Genomic DNA, 18,935 nt, shown 5'->3' with positions numbered 1-18,935 from the left:
CGGGCGGTCAGTGGTAGCCGAGCATCCCGGGGGAATCGATGTCCACGGTGACGATGCCGGGCGGGTAGCGGTCCTCGTGGGCGGTGAGCAGGATCGACATGCCGGTGAACTGCGGCCGGGGGGAGGCACAGTAGAGCGCGTGGCAGGTGTCGAGGCCGCCGAAGCCGTCCCGCACGAGGGTGCCGACGGTCACGGCCGCGACGGTGTCGAGGTTGTCGACGACGACGGCGGACAGGCTCAGGACGGCACGGCTGACCTCCGCGTCGGCCGCCACCGCCTCTGCCAGGCAGAGAGCCGGGAGCCACATGACGTCACCCGGGGTGTTCGCCATGTTGGCCGCCAACTGGTTGAGGGCCTTGCGGCCCTCGGCGATGGCAAGGGCCGCACTGGTGTCGAGAATGATCACGCGGCTTCGCCCCGGGCGGCCCGGACCTTCTCCGCGGCGATCCTGTAGATGTTGCCCAGGATGTCGGGAGCCTGGTCGAACTCCTCGTCGCTCATGTCCACGCCCATGTTCCGGCGGGCCACGTCCCGGTCGGCCTTCAGCCGCTCCGCGATCTGCTCGCGGGTGGGCTCCTTCTCCGCCAGCTGCTGGACGAGCTGTCCCAGGGTGAGGCCACGCTCGGCGGCGAGCGTGGCCAGGTGGTCGCGGGTCTCCTTGGAGACCTGGATCGTCGTCGTCGCCATGGCCCGACTATAGCGCCGTCACGGCAGGTACCGGGCGAATTCGTCCAGAACCCCCAGCACCTCCCCCTCACCCCCCGGCGGCAACTGGAGGACGACCTCCTCGCAGCCCAGCTCCGCGTAGTGCGCGAGCTTGCCCGGGCTGGGCAGGACGGCGTACGGGACGACCTGGAGCGCCTTCGGGTCGCGGCCCGCCCGCTCCCAGGCCTCGCGCAGGACCGGGAGGGACTCCGTGAGGCCCCGGCCGCCGATCGGCAGCCAGCCGTCGGTCTGCGCGGCGATCTGCGCGAAGAGCTTCGGGCCCGCCGCCCCGCCCAGCAGGACCCGGGGGGCGCCGCCGGCCGGCTTCGGCCAGGCCTCCGAGGCGCGGACGGAGTCGCCGTGCTCCCCTTCGTACGCCGTCGGTTCCGGCGCCCACAGCGCCCGCATCAGGTCGAGCCGGTCGCGGCCGAGGTCCCTCCGGGTCGACCAGTCGACGCCGTGGTCGGCGGCCTCCTCCCGGTTCCAGCCGAAGCCCACGCCCAGCGTGAACCGGCCCCCGGAGAGGTGGTCGAGCGTGGCGACCTGCTTGGCCAGCACGATCGGATCGTGCTGGGCGACCAGCGTGATGCCGGTGCCCAGGCCGAGGCGCTCGGTCACCGCCGCCGCCTGCCCCAGCGCCACCAGCGGGTCGAGCGTCCGCGCGTACTCCCGGGGCAGCTCCCCGCCCGCCGGATAGGGCGTCTCGCGGGAGACGGGGATGTGGGTGTGCTCGGGGAGGTAGAGCCCCGCGAAGCCGCGCTGCTCCAGCTCGCGCGCGAGCCGCACCGGGCTGATGGTCTCGTCGGTCAGGAAGATCGTGGTCGAGATCCGCATAGCCGCACGGTAGGGGGTGCGGCGCGGAATTCCGAGGGGTGCGGCGGGCCCGTCGTCAGGAACGGGCCGGGTCCACCGCCCGCTGCTCCGCCGCCAGGTCGCCGTACCCTCCGTGCTCCCAGACCCTCTCCCGGAAGCGCTGCAGGGTCAGCGGGGTGCGGTCCTCGCCGGGCACTCCCTCGAAGTGGACCGTGCCGCAGCGGTGGCAGTACCAGCCGTGCGACCAGAGCTCCTCGGCGCGGTGACGTCCGCGCGTGAGGCGCGCGAAGGCGGCCTTGCGCCGCCACAGCACGGTGAACACCAGGGCCGCGGCGAGCAGCGCGAACGCCGATATCCAGCCGAGGAAGGCGAGGCCCGGTCCGGGGTCGGCGGCCGGGACCGGAACGGGACCCCAGCCCGACGGATCCGGATCCACCGGGGCCGGATCGTCCCGGAACCAGTGCCCGCCGAGCGATCCGCCCAGGAAGGTGCCGACGGAGACGGCCGCGGCGAGGACGCCGAGGCAGCCGATCGCGTACGACGGCGGCTGCGGCACCGGCGCCAGCGCGTCGGACAGCCCGGTCGTCACCGTCCGCGTCACGGTCCTCATGTCGCCGTCCCGGTCCCGCTCCCGGCTGGTGACGGCGTCCCGGCCCGCGACGTACACGGCGGGCACGGCCTGCACCCGGTCGTCACGGTCGCAGCCCGGACAGGTGTACGTCGTACGGCTCATGGCTCCCCCCTGTTTCCATGGTTGCGCTGTGGGACGGGATCGCCCCACGGCCCGGTTCCCTCCGGCCCGCCCGAAAACCGCCTGCGTCTCCCGGGCCCGCCCCCTACCGTGGCCGCGTGCTGAACCGAATCGAGACGTACTACGACGCCGTCCCCCGTTCCGCCGCCCGCGCCGAGGCGTACGGGCCGCTGACCCTCTTCGTACGGGAGGGGCAGGGCTGGCCCTACTACGCCCGCCCGGCGCTCGGCCACGAGGGCGAGGTCCCCGTGGCGGCCGTGGAGAAGGTGCGGGCCCGGCAGCGGGAGCTGGGGGCGCCCGAGGCCTTCGAGTGGGTCGCCGAGACGACCCCGGGGCTGCGGACCGCCGTGGAGGCGACCGGGCTCACCGTGCACGAGCACCCGCTGATGGTCCTGGAGGGCGAGCCGCTCGCCGTACCGGAGCCCGAGGGCGTCACCGTACGGCTCGTGGGCGCGGACGACTCCGCCCTGGAGACCGCCGTCGCCGCCCCGTACGCCGCCTTCGGCGCGGAACCCCAGCCCGGCAGCACCGCCGCGGTCGCCGAGCGCCTCTCGGCCGGCCTGACCCGGCTCGCGGCCGCCCTGGACCCCGAGGGTCGCGCCCTCTCCGCCGGCCAGCACCAGCCCGTCGGGGCCGTCTCCGAGGTCGTCGGCGTCGGCACCGTCCCGGCGGCCCGCCGCCGGGGCCTCGGGCTGGCGGTCACGGCCGCCCTGGTCGCGGACGCCCGCGCCCACGGGACGGAGCTCGTGTTCCTCACGGCCTCGGACGCGGACGTGGCCCGCCTCTACGGCCGGCTCGGCTTCCGCACGGTCGCGACCGCCCTCATCGCGGAGGCCTGATCACGGAGGCCTGATCACGGAGGCCTGAAAGAAAATCTCGAAAAACTTCTCCGGTCCTGTCACATCCTCGGCGCGCGTTCCGTCAGTGCAGTGAAAGCGACACACGAAGACGGAAAACGAGGAGCAGTCACCATGGCGACGCACACGCCCCAGGCCCGCATGACGAACCCCGCCTACCTCCTGGCCGACGCCGGTCCGGCGATCCAGAACCTCATCAAGGCCACCCGTCAGGGCGGGGTCGACGAAGGGATCCTGGAGCTGGTGCACCTGCGGGCCAGCCAGATCAACAACTGCGGCTTCTGCGTCGACTACGGCGCCAAGAGCGCCAAGAAGAACGGGGTCAGCGACGAGAAGCTGTTCGCCGTCGCGGCCTGGCGCGAGGCGCCCTACTTCTCCGACGAGGAGCGGGCGGCGCTCGCCCTGGCCGAGGCGGCGACCCGGCTCGCCGACGTCTCGGACGCGGTGCCGGACGAGGTGTGGGACGCGGCCGCCGACCACTTCGACGAGAAGCAGCTCGCCGCGATCGTCCTGATGGTCGGCGTCACGAACCTGTTCAACCGGCTCAACGTCACCGTCCGCCAGCCGGCGGGCGTGGGCTTCTGACCATCAGCACGTCCACCGGGTCCTCGGACTCGAACGTGAACCCCTCCCGCTCGTAGAGGCGGCGGGCCGCGCTGCCCTGGAGGACCACCAGCCGGACGGGTACCCCCTCCGCGTCGGCCCGGTCGAGCAGCCGGCGCAGCACCGCCGTCCCGAGGCCCCGGCCCTGGGCCTCGGGGGCCAGGTAGAAGTGCTCCAGGTAGAGCCCTTCACCGTCCTCGTACGGGCGCACCGTCACGCATCCGGCGAAGGCGCCCTCCCGTTCGATCACCGAGGTGTGCGCCGGCGAGAACCCGTCCCGCAGCCGCTGGCGCACCCGGTGCTCGTCGTAGCGGCCGAGTCGGACCAGGTCCTCGCGCATGACCTCGGCCCGCAGCTCGGCGATCGCCTCGACGTCCTCCGCGCGGCCGGGCCGCAGCGCCCAGTTCGTTTCCCCGTACATGCACGCATCCTAAGAAGTCCGCACGCATGCCCAACCGTTCCTAAAGACTGAGTATGAGTTGCACGTACTCAGCCGGGCGCCCCGAACGGTCTTGGGCGTCCTGGTCGACTGCGTTCTGCCCGTGTCCGGCGCGCACGGATCGTGTCCGTGGTCCGGGTACGCGGGGGCAGTGTCCCTCGCTTCCCCGGGTGCCGGGTCGGGCCTGGACGGTCCGATGCCCACGACGATCGCTCTGGTCGTCGCGGGGCGGTGCCGTCCGTCGCCTGATCCGGTGCCCGAGGGCGCGTCTGCCGATCGCCACCGCAGCGGCAGCGTGTCGGCTGGTCTTGCGGTGTGTGGCGGTCAGCGGTTTCTGCCAGTGCTCCGCACCCCACCTACTGGTGTAGGCGGGGTCGACGGCGATGACTCCGATATTGGCCTCGGCGCACATCGACAGCAGGCGGGCACGGAGCTTGCTGGTGGGGATGCCGGAGACCAGCTGCCGGAACCGCTTGCGCCGACCGTGCTTCTCGCGGGTGGTGGAGTCGGTGAAGTCGAGGTCCTCGATCGCGAGCGCCTGCACTCCGGTGGCCTTGGCCCAGTGGAGGAGGCGGGTGAGGGTGTGGCGGAGCTGGGCGTCGCGATGGGGCGCGGGGCCGGTCAGGTCGTAGTCGAACCGGCGGGGCGCGCCGACCGGGTTGCCGTGGGCGTCCAGCTGCCAGGCGGCCAGGTGGTCGGCGTTCATGTCCACGCCGACCGCCCCACCCGTCCGCAGCGCGTTCAGTGGCACGACGGGGAGGTTCTTGCGGGTCCAGGAGGCGTCCAGGTACCAGCGGCCGGAGACGGTATCGAGGTGGATGCGGTACGCGACGGCCCGGTTGCCGGTGACACGGTCGCGCCACTCCTCACCCCTGTGCGGGAACGACACCTTCGCGACCAGCACGTACCGGCCGTGTTTCGCGTTGGCCAGACCGGCGAGCGGCGCGGGCAGCTTGATACTGATCTCGCCAGCGGGGGTGACACGGATCGTCTCGTTTCCGAACCGCTTCCCGGACTCACCATCAGCGGTCAGGAACCAGCGCGACGTCTCCCACTCCGCCCGCCACTGGTCAAGGGTCTTGTCGGCGACGCTGAGATGGTGGCGCTGGTTGAGCAGCCGCCTGCCACCCCGTACGACGGACACCTTCCCGGCTTCGCGCTCGGCTCTGACCTGCTCGTGGCGGTCTTCGAGGATCGCCAGGCGGCGGGACTTGTGGAGCCACTCGTGCTTGCTGCGGTAGCCGCCGGGCCTGCCCCGGGATCCCTTCTCCCCGACCGGCAGCGACAGGCGGTGCCGGAGCATCCGGATACCGGCATCCAGCGACTGCAGATGAGCGTGCTGAGCACGCCGGGACAGCCCCCACTGGTCGTGGGTACTCGCCGTGACCGATCCCGCCCACCGGGAGGACGACTCGGCGGTCAGGTCCCGTTTCCGTGCCGCCCACGTGTCGGTGGAGTGATCGAGGCCGTCGCGGACGCGACGGGCGAGATCCCGGGAGGCCAGGCTTCCCATGTGCGCGCCCACCACACGCAGGACCTTCTCGTCCTCGACGGTCAGCCCCTTGAGCCGGTCACGGACGCTCACGCCCGACGGGCCGCCGACGACGAACGGACGCGCGATCTCCCGCAGCGGCCTGTGCTCGTCAGCCACGCCCGACCACCCCCGCCCGATCCATCGATCACCGACACCACGAACGTAACCGACACCACCGACAACCCACCTGGAAACCGCAGAAGAGACCAACTCATACAAAATTCTGCACACTTCTGTGCACCTCACGACCAGCATTTCCACACCCCGCCACCGTCCTGGACCTGGTCCACCTCCGGGCGAGCCAGATCAACGACTGCAGGTACTGCGTGGTCGGCGGGGCCCTGGAGCCGCAGAAGGAGGGCGAGACGGACGAGCGGCTGCACGCCGTCGCGGCCTGGTGGGAGACCCCGTACTTCACGGAGGCGGAGCGGGCGGCGCTGGCCCTCGCCGAGTACGCGACCCGGCTCGCGGACCGCCCGGACGCGGTGCCGGACGCGGTGTGGGACGAGGCGGCCCGCCACTACGACGAGAAGCAGCTGGCCCAGATCGTGCTGTGGCTCGGGGTCACCAACCTCTTCAACCGGATCAACGCGACGACCCGGCAGCCGGCCGGCGCGACCTGGTAGTCGTAACCGGAACGGCGCCGTCCACGTTGGTGCGGGCATGAAGAGGATCCTCACCGCAGCCGCCCTGACCGTCTTCGCCGCCGCCGGTGCCGCCGGCGCGGCCGCCGGGACCGCGTCCGCCGACACCGGCGGCATGAACCTTCCCTCGGTCATCCCGCTCAGCGGCGTCCTGACCCCCAAGGCCAAGCCCGCCCACACACCCGACCTGCCGCCCGCCAACGCGGCGGTGGAGCGGCTGCTGCCCGGGCGGGGCTAGCAGCTCCAGACCCCGCCACCTCGCCAGCCCCTCCTGCGCCTCCTGCGCCTCCTGCGCCTCCTGCGCCTCCTGCCGACCACACCCGGTCCGCAGGAGGCGTTCTGACTGTGCGCCACATTTCGTCACACTGACATGAAAAGCTCTGAAGCTCGGTCTCCCCCGGAACACTCTGCGATGCTGGAGGCCGATCGAGAGGGGCCGCAGCGATGCAGTGGAAAATCCACGGGGAACGTCCGATCTACGAGAACAGCTGGGTGAACCTGTGGCTCACCGACGTCGAGACGCCGGACGGGAACCGCTGGGAACACCACGTCGTCAAGCTCCGGCACCTGGCCGTGGCCGCCGTCGTCAACAAGCGCCGCGAGGTGCTGATGATGTGGCGGCACCGCTTCATCACGGACGCCTGGGCGTGGGAGCTTCCCATGGGCCTGGTCGAGGAGGGCGAGACACCGGCCGAAGCGGCTGCCCGTGAGGTCCTGGAGGAGACCGGCTGGCGCCCCGGCCCGATCAAGCCGCTGATCTACGCCGAGCCGGCCAACGGCATCACCGACTCCCAGCACCACGTCTTCCGGGCCGACGGGGCGACGTACGAGGGTCCGCCGACCGAGAAGAACGAGTCGGACCGGATCGAGTGGATCCCGCTGGCCGACGTGCGGGGCATGATCGACCGACGCGAGATCGTCAGCAGCGGCTCCCTCGTCGGGCTGCTCTACGTGCTCATGGACGAGGCGATCCGCTGACCTGACGGGGCAGCACTTCGCGGAGTCGAGACTCAAAGGCCGCAGCGGGTGGTTCCCTGCGGAAGGGCTCCAGTTGCTCGTAGAACTCCCGGAGGTGGCCCGCAACTCGTTGCGAGCTGACGGCCGCCGCCGGGGCCAGGGCATCCATGGCCGTTTCGCACGCCTCATCGAGCTTCCCGCGCTGGAGTTGGGCGCGGGCCAGCCAGAAGGCGTGGAAGGCACGGCCTCGGTGGTTCGATGCGTGTTCGCGGCGGAGGGCGTCCGCGATGAGGGGTTCGGCTAGGGCTGCTTCGCCCAGGCGGCCGTGCGCGATGCCGGTGTCCACGATCAGCTTCGGCTCGTCGAAGTAGGCGACCCAGGCCGGGTCCGGGTCACCTGTGCTGATCCGCCCGAACTGGGCGTGGGCTTCCGAGATCGCGGTGTGGGTCGCGCCGTGGTTGCCGAGGGTGGCGTGGGCGAAGGCTTCGCGCATGGCGAGCATGGCCAGCACGCGAGGCGTTGTCCCCACGGCGGCTCGGGCCTGGTCCTGGGCGGCCGTGACGAGGGCGAGGGCGTCGCCGGGCTTGTCCTGGCAGGTGGCCTGGAGACTCATGCAGGCGAGGACGTTGGCCATGAACTGGCGGTCGTCGATGGCCTTGGCCAGTCCGAGGGCTTCGGTGAAGTAGGCGCGTGCCTGGTTGTACTGGCGGGCGTCGAAGTAGGTCCATCCGGTGAGCCGGGCCAGCTCGGCCGCGATGCTGTGCAGGCCGTCCCGTAAAGGAGCTGGCCGCTGCTCCTTGAGGAGGTCGACGACGTAGCGGAGCTGGCCGACGACCGCCGGCCGTAAGGTCTCGCCGCCGTGCTCGTCGTCCCGGCGCCAGTAGTCCGCGATCGACGAATGCAGCGCGTCCAGCGTCGACGCGCTGAGGTCCCGCTCGGCAGCAAGGGCGAGGATGCTGTCCACGTCCGCCCCCGGTAGCCCGGCAGCCAGCGGCTCGACGGCTGAGGCTGGCACCTCAGCCGGTTGGCGGGGCGTGACCGTCAGGCTGGGCGGCGCCTCCCAGGAGCGTCGGGCAAGGCCGAGCATGTGTCCGGGGATGCGCAGTCCGTCCGAGATCCGTTCGATCACGTCCATGTGCAGCAACTGCCGCCGCCCGGCGATCACCTCACCGACACGGCTGGGGGTCAGGTCGCAGCGGCGCGCGATCATCGACGAATAGATGCCTGCTCGTGCCTTGACCAGCTGAAAGATGCGGCCGAAGTCTCTGGCCTGGCATGCCTCGATCATCACTGGGTCCGTGAGTAGGCTGACCGGGAGTTCCTTCGAGCGAGATGGCTCGGGCATCGGGCACGCTCCGGCATGAGGACTACGGATCGCTGCACTTGGTCAACCGAGGGTGATGTTACCCAAGTTGGGTAATCCGCTTGGCCTTTCTGGCCGGGCCCGCGGATCGCGATGCTCCTGGCCATGGCGAACGGACAGGACGACGTACGGATGACGTTGCGGGTCTCCCGCGACTCCGGCCAGACGTGGGGGCCTCGCACAGAGGTACGCGTGGGTGAGGACCCGGTGGTCCCGGAGAACCCGGGCCGCTACCCGCCGTGCGTCTGCCCCCGGTGCTCGCAGCAGGCCCGGAACGCCGTCGCGTCCTTCCGGATGGTGTCGTGATGCGTTGCGCGCACTGGCGCCGGGTGCCCCTCGACCTGGCAAGGGAAGCGCGGGGGAAGTCGGCCGCCCCGTACATCGACAGGGCCGTGCAGTGCCAGCTGTCTGCGCACGACGGGGGTGAGCACTTCGGTCTCCTCACCGACGCCGGGGCGTACGGGACCGCGCTGTGGCTCCGCTGGCGCGGGCCGGACGAGGCGGAACTCGTCGTATTGCCGGACTGCCTGGTGGCCGCCCCGGGGCCCGACGGTGAGGGCTGCTGTCTGTTCGCCGACCACACCGCGCAGCACACCTGGGAAGACGCCATGGAGGAGGTCTCGTGCACCAGCTGATCGCGAGCCCGCACAGGCCCCGGCGCCCTCGCTCGCCTCGTAACGAACGGTGCGGCGACTGCGGTGGCAGTGGCGCCAACTCGTCCGGCAAGACCTGCGGCACCTGCAACGGGCTGGGCGAGGTCCACTGCCGCGCCGGCCGGCAGGAGTCCCGTGTGCTGTCCCGCTCCGTGATCCGGAAGGAGGGCCACCGATGGCCCACGCTCTGATCGCCTCTCCGTTCCTCGACGGACACCTTCTCCTCAAGCCGGGAGCACGGGCCGGCGCCCGAATCTCCGCCGACCACTTCGAGGGTCTGCGCCAGGCCGCCGTCGACGGTGAGTCGCTTCCCGCCTGGGCGGTGCGGACCGCCTCCGACCTGTGGGACCTGGACCTGGGCGGTCGATCTACACAGGGCACCGTGCTGGTGCGTGAGCCGTCCCCGTACGGCTACTGCCGGGCCTCCTGGGAGATCAACCTCGGCTGCAACTTCGGCTGCAAGCACTGCTACCTCGGCGAGCGGCCCTTCTCCGGCCTCGGCTGGGACGACAAGGTGCGGCTGCTGGACATCATGCGCGAGGCCGGCGTCCTCTGGCTCCAGATCACCGGCGGCGAGCCCACCATGGACCCCCACTTCCAGGGCGCCTACCGGTACGCCTGGCAGGCCGGGATGATGCTCACCATCTCCACCAACGGCTCGCTGCTCTGGCGGCCGGACCTCCTCAAGCTCTTCCGGGACTGCCCGCCCTACCGCCTGGTGGTCAGCATGTACGGGGCGAGCGAGGAATCCTTCGACACGCTCACCCAGCGCCGCGGGGCGTGGAAGGCGTTCCGGCGCGGCATGGACGCCGCCCGTGAGGCGGGGCTGCCGCTGCGCATCAACGTCGTGGTGACCGAGGACAACGCCTCCGAAGCCGACGAGATGGCCGCCCTCGCCGACGAGTGGAACGTCGAGAACCACGCGTACACGAACATGACACCCACGATCTACGGCGGCGGTGAACCGCTGCTCGCCCAGTCCGCCGTCCACCTGCGGCAGCGCAAGCCGTTCGCCGGCTGCAACGCGGGACACACCTTCTTCCACGCCGACCCGCACGCCAAGGTGTCGATCTGCAAGGTCGGGCGCGACGACCAGATCGACCTCATGGCCGAAGGCATCGACGGCCTCACCCGGCTCGGCGCCATCGCCGACCGCCTCATGCTTCGCACCGGAGGGTGCGAGGGCTGCGCCCTGTCCGGCACCTGCCGGGTCTGCCCCCCTGGCCAAGCACTACCAGGAGGCCAAGGCGCCGCTGCACAGCTACTGCCAGCACGGAGACAAGGAGAACGCCTCATGACCCCGCCCGTAGCGGTGACCATCCTGCCCGGCCCGCCGGCCTCGGCCCGCCGAGCGGCCCCGCCCGTCGCGACCGTGTCGATCACCGCCGTCCAGGACCTCGACGTGATCGTGGAGAGCGCGGAGTGCTCCTGCGACGCCGGTGACGACAACCCCCACTGACCGACACGATCCGGTCAACTCCGTTCAGGCCCCGGCGTACTCGCGTCGGGGCCTGAGCCCCGCCCGTCCCACCGCTAGGGTGCCGCACATGTTCTTCCGCTGGGACTGGCTCCGGCCCCAACTGACCGCGCCGATCGTGCCGACTCTCGGTCCTGTCCACCCCGATGCCCTGACCGTCGGGATCTTCGAGGACGTCCTGCGAGCGGCTGACACCGGTGGCTTCCTGCCCTACGACAAGGACCGGCGCTGGGGCGGCGAGAAGGACGAGAAAGTCCTTCGCGAGGACGTGGTGCATCAGCCTGAGCACACCCTCATCCCCACCCTGACCCGGCGCGGACGCGGCACCGTGAAGGTCTTCGCCTACGGTCTACGCGACAGCGTCGTGGAGGAGGCCGCCGAGCTGGCAGCCAAGCTCGCCGCCGCGCACGACGTGGCGGGCGCCCGGGTCGTACGCCCTCTCGGCCCCGAGGCCGCGTACCCGCACGGCACCCGCATTCAGCTGAAGGACTTCACCGCCGCCCCCTGCCCCGACGCGGGGGGCCCGGTCCGGCCCATCACCGCCTGGCCGACCGCCGTGCAGGAGACCTTCGCCCCGTTCGCCGAGGCCATGGCGGGCGATGGCCTGGCCTTCCTCCATGCCCGGATGCAGGCCGGCCGGTGCGGCCCGGTCCTCACCACCGCCGTCGAGGACCGCATCGTGGGCGCGATCGGCCCCATGGAGATCCAACCCGACGCCATCGGACGTCCCCAGCTCATGCCTCAGTACTTCGCCGTCCTGTCCGAGGCCCGAGGCCAAGGCCTCGGACGCGCCCTGTGGCGGGCCACCATGCACTGGGGCCAAACCCACGGCGCCGCCTACCAACTCCTCCAGACCGAGGTCGGCGGCCCCTCCGACCGGCTGTGCCAGGCCGAAGGACTGACCTCCCTCGGCTTCACCCACACCACACGGGCGTAATCAGAAAAGCAAAGGCAGCGGACCCCCCACGGGCCGCCGCCTTCGCGTTTCAGGGACGCCTCAGGAGGGCGTCAATCAGTCAGTCCTCGACCACCAGAGCCGGCGTCTCCTTCGTCAGGATCTCGCCGCGGAAGAAGGCGGGGCTCCTGCGCTGCATGATCAGCATGATCACCACGCCGAGGAGGAGCAGGCCGACACCGATCACGAAGACCGAGCCGATGCCGAGGACGGAGGAGCCGGAGCCGTAGGCCGGGTCCCACATGTCGTAGAGGGTCTTGCCGAAGACGGCGGTCAGCATCAGGCCGCCGAGGGCCGGGATGACGCCCTTGAAGGCGAGGTCGCGGGCGGAGGTGAAGAGCTCGGCGCGGAAGAACCAGACGCAGGCGAAGGCCGTGAGGGCGTAGTAGAAGCAGATCATCAGGCCGAGGGCGTAGATGGTGTCGACCAGGACGTTCTCGCTGACGAGGGTCATGACGGTGTAGAAGACGCCGGTGGCGACGCCGGCCACGATGGTGGCCTTGCCGGGGACCTTGAAGACGGGGTGGACCCGGGCGAAGGACGGCGGCAGGGCCTCGTAGCTGGACATGGCGAGGACCGTGCGGGCGACCGGGATGAAGGTGGTCTGGAGGCTCGCGGCGGCGGAGGCGAGGACGGCGACGAAGAGCGCGATGCCGAGGACGGGGCCCATGACGGGGCCCGCGAGGGCGGCGAAGACGTTGTCGGAGGTCTCCGGGTTGGCGAGGCCGAGGCCCTTGTCGCCGGAGCCGACGACCATCTGGGCGGCGACGCCGGTGGCCAGGTAGGAGCCGACGAGGACGACCATCGAGATGAGCGCGGCGCGGCCGGGGGTCTTGTCGCTGTCGGTGGTCTCCTCGTTGGCCGTGAGGCAGGTGTCCCAGCCCCAGTACATGAAGATCGACAGCGAGAGGCCGGCGGTGAAGGAGGCGAAGGAGCCGACGGAGAAGGGGTTCAGCCAGGACCAGGAGAAGGAGGCGCCGGTCGGGAAGTCGACCGAGCCGGCCTTCTGGAAGGCCATGACGACGAAGACCGCGAGGACGGCCAGCTGGAGGCCGACGAGGGTGTACTGCACGCCCTTGGTGGCGGTCATGCCCCGGTAGCTGATCGCGGTCGCGGCGGCGATCAGGGTGAGGCAGGTGACGATGTGGACGGCCTTGTTGTCGTCCAGGGCGGCGATCGAGGGGTTGCCGCTGATCTCTCCGGCGAGCAGCCAGAAGTACGAGGTCGCGACGCCGGCCAGGTTGGACAGCACGATGATCGTCGCGATGACCAGGCCCCAGCCGCACATCCAGCCGACCTTGGGGCCGAAGGCCTTCACGGTCCAGGTGAAGGAGGTGCCGCAGTCCGGCATGCGCTTGTTGAGCTCGCGGTACGCGAACGCGACGAGCAGCATCGGCAGGAAGCCCGCGAGGAAGACGGCGGGCATCTGCAGCCCGACCTCGCCGGCGGTGGAGCCGAGCGTGGAGGTCAGGCAGTAGACGGGGGCGACGGTCGAGATGCCGATGACGGCGCTGCCGAGGAGGCCCACGGAGTTGCCGCCGAGGCCCTTGCCGCGCACGCCTGAGGTGCCGTCCGGGGCGCCGTTGCCCCTTGCCGTGTCTCCGGCCTGCGGCCGTACGTCCACCTGAGTCATGAACTCGACGTTAAATGCTGCGGTTTCCACATCCGGAAGATGAGACTCCGCTCATTTGATCGATCATCGCCTTGCATTGCGCGGGTCGAATCGGGCACCCGCCGATGATTGAAAGATCGACCACCCTGGCGGACCGCTCAACCGACAGGTCCGCCAGGGGGTGTCCGATATGCGGGAACCGCAGTCGTGCCCCAAATGTCCGTTTCAAAAATTTCCCGTGAAACTTTGGAGACGCTTCTCACCCCGGCCGTCCGGGGCCGTCACCCCGGCCAGACGACCGCCTGGAGCTCGCTGTACGCGTGCAGCGCGTACGAGCCCACGTCCCGTCCGACACCGCTCTTCTTGAAGCCGCCGAACGGCGCCTCCATGTTCCGGCCGATCGTGTTCACGCCGACCCCGCCGGCCCGCAGCCGGGCCGCGACGCGGAAGGCGCGGGCGACGTCGCCGGACCACACGTAGTCGATCAGTCCGTAGTCGCTGTCGTTCGCGAGCGCGATGCCCTCCTCCTCGTCGTCGAAGGGGACGACCACGACGACCGGGCCGAAGATCTCCTCCCGGACCACCCGCATCTCGTTGGTGCAGTCGGCGAGCAGCGTCGGGGCCACGTAGAAGCCCTTGGCGAAGTCCGGGCGCTCGCCGCCCGCGACGATCCGGGCCCCTTCCTTCCGCCCCAGCTCGATGTACGACTCCACCCGGTCGCGGTGGGCCGCCGAGATGACCGGGCCGACGACCGTGCCCTTCTCCGCCGGGTCCCCCACCTTCATGAAGGCGAGGTAGCCGGTGAGCTTCTCGATCAGCCGCTCGTAGATCCCGCGCTGGGCGAGGACCCGGGTCGGGGCGGTGCAGATCTGTCCGCTGTAGAAGGCGAAGGTCGTCCCGATGCCCATCACGGCCGAGTCCAGGTCGGCGTCGTCGAAGACGAGCGCGGCGCCCTTCCCGCCCAGTTCCATCAGCTGGCGCTTGAGCGAGCGGCCGCAGACCTCGCCGATCGCCTGGCCGACGGCCGTGGAGCCGGTGAAGGAGACCATGTCGACGTCCGGGGAGTCGACGGCCGCCTCGCCGACGGCCTGGGCGGAGCCGGTGACGACGTTCACGACGCCCGCCGGGACGCCGGCCTCCTCCAGGGCGCGGGTCATCGCGTACACGGAGAGCGGGTCCTGCGGGGCGGGCTTCACCACGACCGTGTTGCCCATGGCGAGCGCCGGGGCGATCTTGCCGGCCGGGTTGGCCCAGGGGTTGTTGTACGAGGTGATGCAGGTGACGACGCCGACCGGGCGCCGTACCGCCACCGCGCCGAACACCCCGGCCCTGCCCATCGGGCCGGCCTCGTTGATCTGCGGGGGCAGCGCCTGCTCGACCGGCTCCATGGCCCCGCGCGCGTACCGCCGGAAGCGGGAGGAGCCCACCGCGACCTGCATCCCGCGCGCGGTGCCGGTGGTGGCGCCGGTCTCGGCCCGGGCGAGCAGGACGTTCTCCTCGGCGTCGCGGGCCATCAGGTCCGCCGCCCGGTCGAGGATCGCCGCCCGCTCCTCCGGTCTCGTACGGGACCAGGTCGCGAAGGCCTCGCGGGCGGCGGCGGCCGCCTCGTACACCTGGGCCCGGGAGGCCTCGGGCGCGAGGCCGACGACCTCCTCCGAGGCCGGGTCGATCACCTCGTAGTGGCCGCCGTCGGGCTCGACCCACTCTCCCCCTATGTAGAGGCGCTCGAACCGGGTCATCGCGTGCTCACCGTCCTCGTGTCCTGGCCCGAACGCAGCACCTTCCCCGGTACCGCGCCGGTCACCTCGTCGTCCCGTACCGTCTCCACGCCGTTGACCCGCACCGACACGATCCCCACCGCGCGCGAGTCGAGGCGCGGGCTGTCCCCCGGCAGGTCGTGCACGAGGGTCGCCGGGCCCGCGTCGATCCGCTCCGGGTCGAAGAGGACCAGGTCGGCGTGGAAGCCCTCCGCGATCCGGCCGCGCTCCCGGAGCCCGAAGAGGCGGGCCGGGTCGTCGCTCAGCATCTGCACGGCCCGCTCCAGGGGCACCAGCTTCCGGCCGCGCAGGCAGTCGCCGAGGAAGCGTGTGGTGTACGGGGCGCCGCACATCCGGTCCAGGTGCGCGCCTGCGTCGGAGCCGCCGAGCAGGACGTCCTCGTGCTGCCAGGTCTCGGCGCGCAGGGCCCAGGAGGCCGGGTCGTTGTCGCTGGGCATCGGCCACAGCACGGTCTTCAGGTCGTCGTTGGCGCAGATCTCGACGAGGGCCTGGAAGGGGTCCTGGCCGCGCTCGGCGGCGATGTCGCCGACGACCCGGCCGGTGAGGCCCTCGTTCTCGCGGCTGTACGTGTCCCCGATGACGTACCGGGCGAAGTGCGCGAGCCGCCGGAAGACCCCGGCCTCCCTGGAGTCGGCGCGGCGCAGCATCTCGGCCCGTACGTCCGGGTCGCGGAGCTTCGCGATCCGCTCGGGGACGGGGAGGGAGAGGACCTCGCCCCAGCCGGGGATGAGGTTGAGGGCGCAGAAGGTCCCCAGGGACATGTTCATGGGGGTGAGGATCGGCATGGTGAGGGCGACGATCCGGCCGCCGGACTTGCGGGCCCGCTCGGAGGCGGTGAGCTGGCGGGGGACGCGCTCGGGGACGGCGGCGTCGATGGTGAGGACGTTCCAGTTGAGGGGCCGCCCGGCGGCGGCCGTCATCTCGACGAACAGCTCGATCTCGTCGTCGGAGAACTGGTCGAGGCAGCCGGCGAGGATGGCCTCGATCTGCGTCCCCTCGTGCTCGCCGACGGCCCTGGACAGGGCGATGAGCTCGGCGGGTCCCGCGTGCCGGGAGGCGACGGGGGCGCCGTCGCCGTCGGAGTGGGTGGAGGACTGGGTGGTGGAGAGCCCCCAGGCGCCGGCGTCCATGGCCTCCTTGAGGAGGGCCACCATCTGCGCGAGCTGCTCCTGCGTGGGCTGCCCGCCGACGGCGTCCGCGCCCATCACGTACCGGCGCAGGGCGCAGTGGCCGACCATGAAGCCGGCGTTGACGGCGATCCGGCCGTCGAGGGCGTCCAGGTACTCGGCGAAGGAGGACCAGCTCCAGTCGACGCCCTCCTCCAGGGCCTTGAGGGCCATGCCCTCGACCTTCGACATCATGCGGCGCGTGTAGTCGGCGTCCTCGGGGCGGTCCGGGTGGAGGGGCGCGAGGGTGAAGCCGCAGTTGCCGCCGGCGACGGTGGTGACGCCGTGGTTCATGGAGGGGGTGGCGTAGGGGTCCCAGAAGAGCTGGGCGTCGTAGTGGGTGTGCGGGTCGACGAAGCCGGGCGCCAGGACGAGGCCGGTGGCGTCCTCGGTGGTGCGGGCCGTCGCGCCGGGCTCCGCGAGGACGATCCGCCCGTCGCGTATGCCGATGTCGGCGACGCGGGCGGGAGCGCCGGTGCCGTCCACGACGGTGGCGCCCTTGATCAGGTGGTCGAGCATGACGATCCCTTCCCTCTCTGCACACGGGTGTGCCCCGGACCGGGGCCGCCGCGGGGCCCCGGCCGGGGCCGGTACGGGGCGGCGGTCCGGGAAGACGCCGCCCCGCGCTCGTGCGTGGGGTCAGTTCCCCGCCGCCTGCCGGAAGCGCGTCGTGCGGTGGACCGGGTCCGTGTCGATCTTCGGGATCACGTGCTCGCCGATCAGCTTGATCGAGTTCATCGTGTCCTCGTAGGAGATCCCGATCGGCAGTCCGAAGGACAGCTGGTCGGCGCCGGCCTGCTCCCAGCGCTTGCACTGGGCGAGGACCTCGGACGGGTCGCCGCAGATCATCAGCTCCTCCTGGATGAGGAGTTCGATGATCTCCGCCGAGTACTCGGGGAGGAGTTCGGGCCACTCGGGGATGCCCTCGGGCCGCGGGAAGGTGTCGTGGTAGCGGAAGAGGAGGGACTGGAGGTAGTTGAGGCCTCCGCCGACCGCGATCTCGACGGCCTTCTCGTGGGTCTCGGCGCAGATCGCGGTCGAGGTCACCATGACGTTGTCGTTGACGAAGTCGCCGACCGCCCTGGCCTCCTTGATCGCGTTCTTGTAGGACTCGACGACCCACTCCATGTCGGAGACCTTCTGGACGCTGAAGCCGAGGACGCCGAGGCCCATCTTCCCGGCCATGGCGTACGAGGAGGGGGAGCCGGCCGCGTACCACATGGCGGGGTGGGACTTCCCGTACGGCTTGGGGAGGATCTTGCGGGGCGGCAGCGACCAGTGCTTGCCCTGGAAGCCCACGTACTCGTCCTGGAGCCACATCTTGGGGAACTCGGCGATGGTCTCCTCCCAGATCTCCTTCGTGTGGTTCATGTCGGTGATGCCCGGCATGAACCCGAGGATCTCGTGGGAGCCCGCCCCGCGCCCGGAGCCGAACTCGAAGCGTCCGCCGGAGAGGTGGTCGAGCATGGCGACCTTCTCGGCGACCTTCACCGGGTGGTTGACGGGGGCGAGGGGGTTGAAGATGCCCGAGCCGAGGTGGATCCGGTCGGTGGCGTGGGCGAGGTAGCCGAGGTAGACGTCGTTGGCGGAGAGGTGCGAGTACTCCTCCAGGAAGTGGTGCTCGGAGGCCCAGGCGTACTTGAAGCCGGACCGGTCCGCCTGGATGACGTACTCGGTCTCCTCCATGAGGGCCTTGTGCTCGGCTTCGGGATCGGTCTCGGCGCGCTTGCCGACGTATCCCTGTACGAAGATCCCGAATTCCAAGGGGGTTCACCGTCCTCATCGTTTCTGACGATCCGTCAGATTCCTTGATGTGCCCGACTCTCGCACCGCGCGATGGGTGCGTCAATACCTGACGAGACGTCAGAAGAGGCTCACGCCCGCCAGCCAGCCGCCGTCGATCACGAACGGCTGGCCCGTGATGTACGCCGACTCCTCCCCGGTCAGGAAGAGCGCGAGGGCCGCCACCTCCTCCGGCCGTCCGATCCGGCCGAGGGGCACGAGCTTGCGGTACAGCTCGGCGGTGGCCGCCGGGTCCACGCCCTCCGGATTGCTCATCGCGGTGTCGATCGCCCCGGGGCAGACCGCGTTGACCCGGATGCCCTTCCCGGCCAGCTCCAGGGCGGCGACCCGGGTCAGCCCGAGGACGGCGTGCTTGCTCGCCGCGTAGGCGCCGACCCCGGCCATGCCGGTGATCCCGGTGTACGAGGCGGTGTTGACGATCGTCCCGCCGCCGGCCGCCGCGATCTCGGGCGCGACCGTGCGGATGCCCAGGAAGCAGCCGGTCTGGTTGACGGAGACGATCGCCCGGAACTCGTCGAGCGGGGTCGAGACGAGCTCGTTGAAGCGGAGGACGCCCGCGTTGTTGACGAGTCCGTCGATCTTCCCGAAGCGCTCCTTGGCCGCCGCCACGGCCGCCGCCCACTCGCCCTCGCTCGTCACGTCCAGGTGGACGTACGCGGCCCGCTCCTCCCCCAGCTCCTCGGCCAGCGCCTCCCCCGCCTCGTCCAGGACGTCCCCGAGGACCACCTTCGCGCCCTCGGCGGCGAACAGCCGGGCCTCCTGCTCGCCCTGCCCGCGCGCCGCGCCGGTGACGAGGACGACCCGCCCGTCGAGCTTGCCCATGTC

General features: G+C 71.1%; 20 protein-coding genes and 1 pseudogene. 9 read left to right on the top strand and 12 right to left on the bottom strand.

What is annotated here, in order from left to right; all coding sequences use genetic code 11:
- Nucleotides 1-7: 7 nt before the first annotated feature.
- From ACFYUS_RS23850 to ACFYUS_RS23835, 4 genes are read right to left on the bottom strand one after another with little or no spacing between them, the layout of a single operon-like run.
- Nucleotides 8-406 carry a hypothetical protein gene (locus ACFYUS_RS23850; protein ID WP_388855501.1) on the bottom strand — a complete coding sequence of 133 codons (399 nt, stop codon included), beginning with the start codon at nt 404-406 and terminating at the stop codon, nt 8-10.
- Nucleotides 403-687, bottom strand: coding sequence for a hypothetical protein (locus ACFYUS_RS23845; protein ID WP_388855498.1), 285 nt, complete (start codon nt 685-687; stop codon nt 403-405). Before ACFYUS_RS23845 ends, ACFYUS_RS23850 begins: the two co-directional genes overlap by 4 nt.
- Nucleotides 688-705: 18 nt before the next feature.
- Nucleotides 706-1,539, bottom strand: a complete 834-nt coding sequence (locus ACFYUS_RS23840) for an LLM class F420-dependent oxidoreductase (RefSeq protein ID WP_388855495.1) — start codon at nt 1,537-1,539, stop codon at nt 706-708.
- 55 nt (nt 1,540-1,594) lie between these two features.
- A complete protein-coding gene (locus ACFYUS_RS23835; RefSeq protein ID WP_388855492.1) occupies nt 1,595-2,251 on the bottom strand; it encodes a hypothetical protein in 657 nt (218 codons plus the stop codon).
- Nucleotides 2,252-2,367: 116 nt separating this feature from the next.
- On the opposite strand from ACFYUS_RS23835, the gene ACFYUS_RS23830 reads away from it, so the two are divergent.
- Both ACFYUS_RS23830 and ACFYUS_RS23825 read left to right on the top strand, forming a co-directional pair.
- Complete coding sequence (locus tag ACFYUS_RS23830) at nt 2,368-3,108, top strand: GNAT family N-acetyltransferase (protein ID WP_388855489.1); 741 nt, start codon at nt 2,368-2,370, stop codon at nt 3,106-3,108.
- 132 nt (nt 3,109-3,240) lie between these two features.
- Nucleotides 3,241-3,711 (top strand): carboxymuconolactone decarboxylase family protein, encoded by a 471-nt coding sequence (locus ACFYUS_RS23825; protein ID WP_388855486.1) that lies wholly within the window; start codon nt 3,241-3,243, stop codon nt 3,709-3,711.
- Here ACFYUS_RS23825 and ACFYUS_RS23820 read toward each other — a convergent pair.
- Both ACFYUS_RS23820 and ACFYUS_RS23815 read right to left on the bottom strand, forming a co-directional pair.
- A complete protein-coding gene (locus ACFYUS_RS23820) occupies nt 3,677-4,150 on the bottom strand; it encodes a GNAT family N-acetyltransferase (protein ID WP_388855483.1) in 474 nt (157 codons plus the stop codon). The genes ACFYUS_RS23825 and ACFYUS_RS23820 overlap by 35 nt on opposite strands.
- Before the next feature lie 40 nt (nt 4,151-4,190).
- Nucleotides 4,191-5,819 carry an IS200/IS605 family accessory protein TnpB-related protein gene (locus tag ACFYUS_RS23815; protein ID WP_388855480.1) on the bottom strand — a complete coding sequence of 543 codons (1,629 nt, stop codon included), beginning with the start codon at nt 5,817-5,819 and terminating at the stop codon, nt 4,191-4,193.
- Between the two features lie 116 nt (nt 5,820-5,935).
- On the opposite strand from ACFYUS_RS23815, the gene ACFYUS_RS23810 reads away from it, so the two are divergent.
- The 3 genes from ACFYUS_RS23810 (at nt 5,936) to ACFYUS_RS23800 (ending at nt 7,324) form a co-directional block, all read left to right on the top strand.
- Nucleotides 5,936-6,328 (top strand): carboxymuconolactone decarboxylase family protein, encoded by a 393-nt coding sequence (locus ACFYUS_RS23810; protein ID WP_388855856.1) that lies wholly within the window; start codon nt 5,936-5,938, stop codon nt 6,326-6,328.
- A 37-nt stretch (nt 6,329-6,365) separates the two neighbouring features.
- The gene (locus ACFYUS_RS23805) at nt 6,366-6,584 is read left to right on the top strand and encodes a hypothetical protein (RefSeq protein WP_388855477.1); all 219 of its coding nucleotides are present in this window, start codon (nt 6,366-6,368) and stop codon (nt 6,582-6,584) included.
- 206 nt (nt 6,585-6,790) lie between these two features.
- Complete coding sequence (locus ACFYUS_RS23800; RefSeq protein WP_388855474.1) at nt 6,791-7,324, top strand: NUDIX hydrolase; 534 nt, start codon at nt 6,791-6,793, stop codon at nt 7,322-7,324.
- Here the strand turns inward: ACFYUS_RS23800 and ACFYUS_RS23795 are convergent.
- Nucleotides 7,302-8,648 (bottom strand): hypothetical protein, encoded by a 1,347-nt coding sequence (locus ACFYUS_RS23795; RefSeq protein WP_388855472.1) that lies wholly within the window; start codon nt 8,646-8,648, stop codon nt 7,302-7,304. The genes ACFYUS_RS23800 and ACFYUS_RS23795 overlap by 23 nt on opposite strands.
- A gap of 323 nt (nt 8,649-8,971) precedes the next feature.
- On the opposite strand from ACFYUS_RS23795, the gene ACFYUS_RS23790 reads away from it, so the two are divergent.
- From ACFYUS_RS23790 to ACFYUS_RS23775, 4 genes and pseudogenes are all read left to right on the top strand, one after another.
- A complete protein-coding gene (locus ACFYUS_RS23790) occupies nt 8,972-9,301 on the top strand; it encodes a hypothetical protein (RefSeq protein WP_388855470.1) in 330 nt (109 codons plus the stop codon).
- A 193-nt stretch (nt 9,302-9,494) separates the two neighbouring features.
- A pseudogene (locus ACFYUS_RS23785) lies at nt 9,495-10,617 on the top strand (radical SAM protein).
- Complete coding sequence (locus tag ACFYUS_RS23780) at nt 10,614-10,778, top strand: hypothetical protein (protein ID WP_388855468.1); 165 nt, start codon at nt 10,614-10,616, stop codon at nt 10,776-10,778. Before ACFYUS_RS23785 ends, ACFYUS_RS23780 begins: the two are co-directional and overlap by 4 nt.
- An 88-nt stretch (nt 10,779-10,866) precedes the next feature.
- Nucleotides 10,867-11,733, top strand: a complete 867-nt coding sequence (locus ACFYUS_RS23775; protein WP_388855465.1) for a GNAT family N-acetyltransferase — start codon at nt 10,867-10,869, stop codon at nt 11,731-11,733.
- Nucleotides 11,734-11,812: 79 nt separating this feature from the next.
- Here ACFYUS_RS23775 and ACFYUS_RS23770 read toward each other — a convergent pair whose 3' ends face one another.
- The 5 genes from ACFYUS_RS23770 to ACFYUS_RS23750 form a co-directional block, all read right to left on the bottom strand.
- Nucleotides 11,813-13,384: an APC family permease gene (locus ACFYUS_RS23770; RefSeq protein WP_388855462.1), complete on the bottom strand. Its 1,572-nt coding sequence runs from the start codon at nt 13,382-13,384 to the stop codon at nt 11,813-11,815.
- A gap of 260 nt (nt 13,385-13,644) precedes the next feature.
- Complete coding sequence (locus ACFYUS_RS23765) at nt 13,645-15,102, bottom strand: aldehyde dehydrogenase family protein (RefSeq protein WP_388855459.1); 1,458 nt, start codon at nt 15,100-15,102, stop codon at nt 13,645-13,647.
- Complete coding sequence (locus tag ACFYUS_RS23760; protein WP_388855455.1) at nt 15,099-16,826, bottom strand: amidohydrolase family protein; 1,728 nt, start codon at nt 16,824-16,826, stop codon at nt 15,099-15,101. Before ACFYUS_RS23760 ends, ACFYUS_RS23765 begins: the two co-directional genes overlap by 4 nt.
- A gap of 120 nt (nt 16,827-16,946) precedes the next feature.
- On the bottom strand, nt 16,947-18,071 hold the full coding sequence (locus ACFYUS_RS23755) for an LLM class flavin-dependent oxidoreductase (protein WP_388855452.1): 1,125 nt from the start codon (nt 18,069-18,071) through the stop codon (nt 16,947-16,949).
- Between the two features lie 99 nt (nt 18,072-18,170).
- Complete coding sequence (locus tag ACFYUS_RS23750) at nt 18,171-18,932, bottom strand: SDR family NAD(P)-dependent oxidoreductase (RefSeq protein ID WP_388855449.1); 762 nt, start codon at nt 18,930-18,932, stop codon at nt 18,171-18,173.
- Nucleotides 18,933-18,935 lie beyond the last annotated feature (3 nt).

The sequence above is a fragment of the Streptomyces sp. NPDC004284 genome (assembly GCF_042874035.1).
Lineage (GTDB): Bacteria > Actinomycetota > Actinomycetes > Streptomycetales > Streptomycetaceae > Streptomyces.
This window is presented reverse-complemented; position numbering and strand designations above follow the sequence as displayed.

What these genes read in the sequence shown, in the direction of transcription:
- ACFYUS_RS23845 (WP_388855498.1), bottom strand. Translation starts at nt 687, where the DNA reads ATGGCGACGACGACGATCCAGGTCTCCAAGGAGACCCGCGACCACCTG.
- ACFYUS_RS23840 (WP_388855495.1), bottom strand. Translation starts at nt 1,539, where the DNA reads ATGCGGATCTCGACCACGATCTTCCTGACCGACGAGACCATCAGCCCG.
- ACFYUS_RS23835 (WP_388855492.1), bottom strand. Translation starts at nt 2,251, where the DNA reads ATGAGCCGTACGACGTACACCTGTCCGGGCTGCGACCGTGACGACCGG.
- ACFYUS_RS23825 (WP_388855486.1), top strand. Translation starts at nt 3,241, where the DNA reads ATGGCGACGCACACGCCCCAGGCCCGCATGACGAACCCCGCCTACCTC.
- ACFYUS_RS23820 (WP_388855483.1), bottom strand. Translation starts at nt 4,150, where the DNA reads ATGTACGGGGAAACGAACTGGGCGCTGCGGCCCGGCCGCGCGGAGGAC.
- ACFYUS_RS23805 (WP_388855477.1), top strand. Translation starts at nt 6,366, where the DNA reads ATGAAGAGGATCCTCACCGCAGCCGCCCTGACCGTCTTCGCCGCCGCC.
- ACFYUS_RS23800 (WP_388855474.1), top strand. Translation starts at nt 6,791, where the DNA reads ATGCAGTGGAAAATCCACGGGGAACGTCCGATCTACGAGAACAGCTGG.
- ACFYUS_RS23795 (WP_388855472.1), bottom strand. Translation starts at nt 8,648, where the DNA reads ATGCCCGAGCCATCTCGCTCGAAGGAACTCCCGGTCAGCCTACTCACG.
- ACFYUS_RS23790 (WP_388855470.1), top strand. Translation starts at nt 8,972, where the DNA reads ATGCGTTGCGCGCACTGGCGCCGGGTGCCCCTCGACCTGGCAAGGGAA.
- ACFYUS_RS23780 (WP_388855468.1), top strand. Translation starts at nt 10,614, where the DNA reads ATGACCCCGCCCGTAGCGGTGACCATCCTGCCCGGCCCGCCGGCCTCG.
- ACFYUS_RS23775 (WP_388855465.1), top strand. Translation starts at nt 10,867, where the DNA reads ATGTTCTTCCGCTGGGACTGGCTCCGGCCCCAACTGACCGCGCCGATC.
- ACFYUS_RS23770 (WP_388855462.1), bottom strand. Translation starts at nt 13,384, where the DNA reads ATGACTCAGGTGGACGTACGGCCGCAGGCCGGAGACACGGCAAGGGGC.
- ACFYUS_RS23765 (WP_388855459.1), bottom strand. Translation starts at nt 15,102, where the DNA reads ATGACCCGGTTCGAGCGCCTCTACATAGGGGGAGAGTGGGTCGAGCCC.
- ACFYUS_RS23760 (WP_388855455.1), bottom strand. Translation starts at nt 16,826, where the DNA reads ATGCTCGACCACCTGATCAAGGGCGCCACCGTCGTGGACGGCACCGGC.
- ACFYUS_RS23750 (WP_388855449.1), bottom strand. Translation starts at nt 18,932, where the DNA reads ATGGGCAAGCTCGACGGGCGGGTCGTCCTCGTCACCGGCGCGGCGCGC.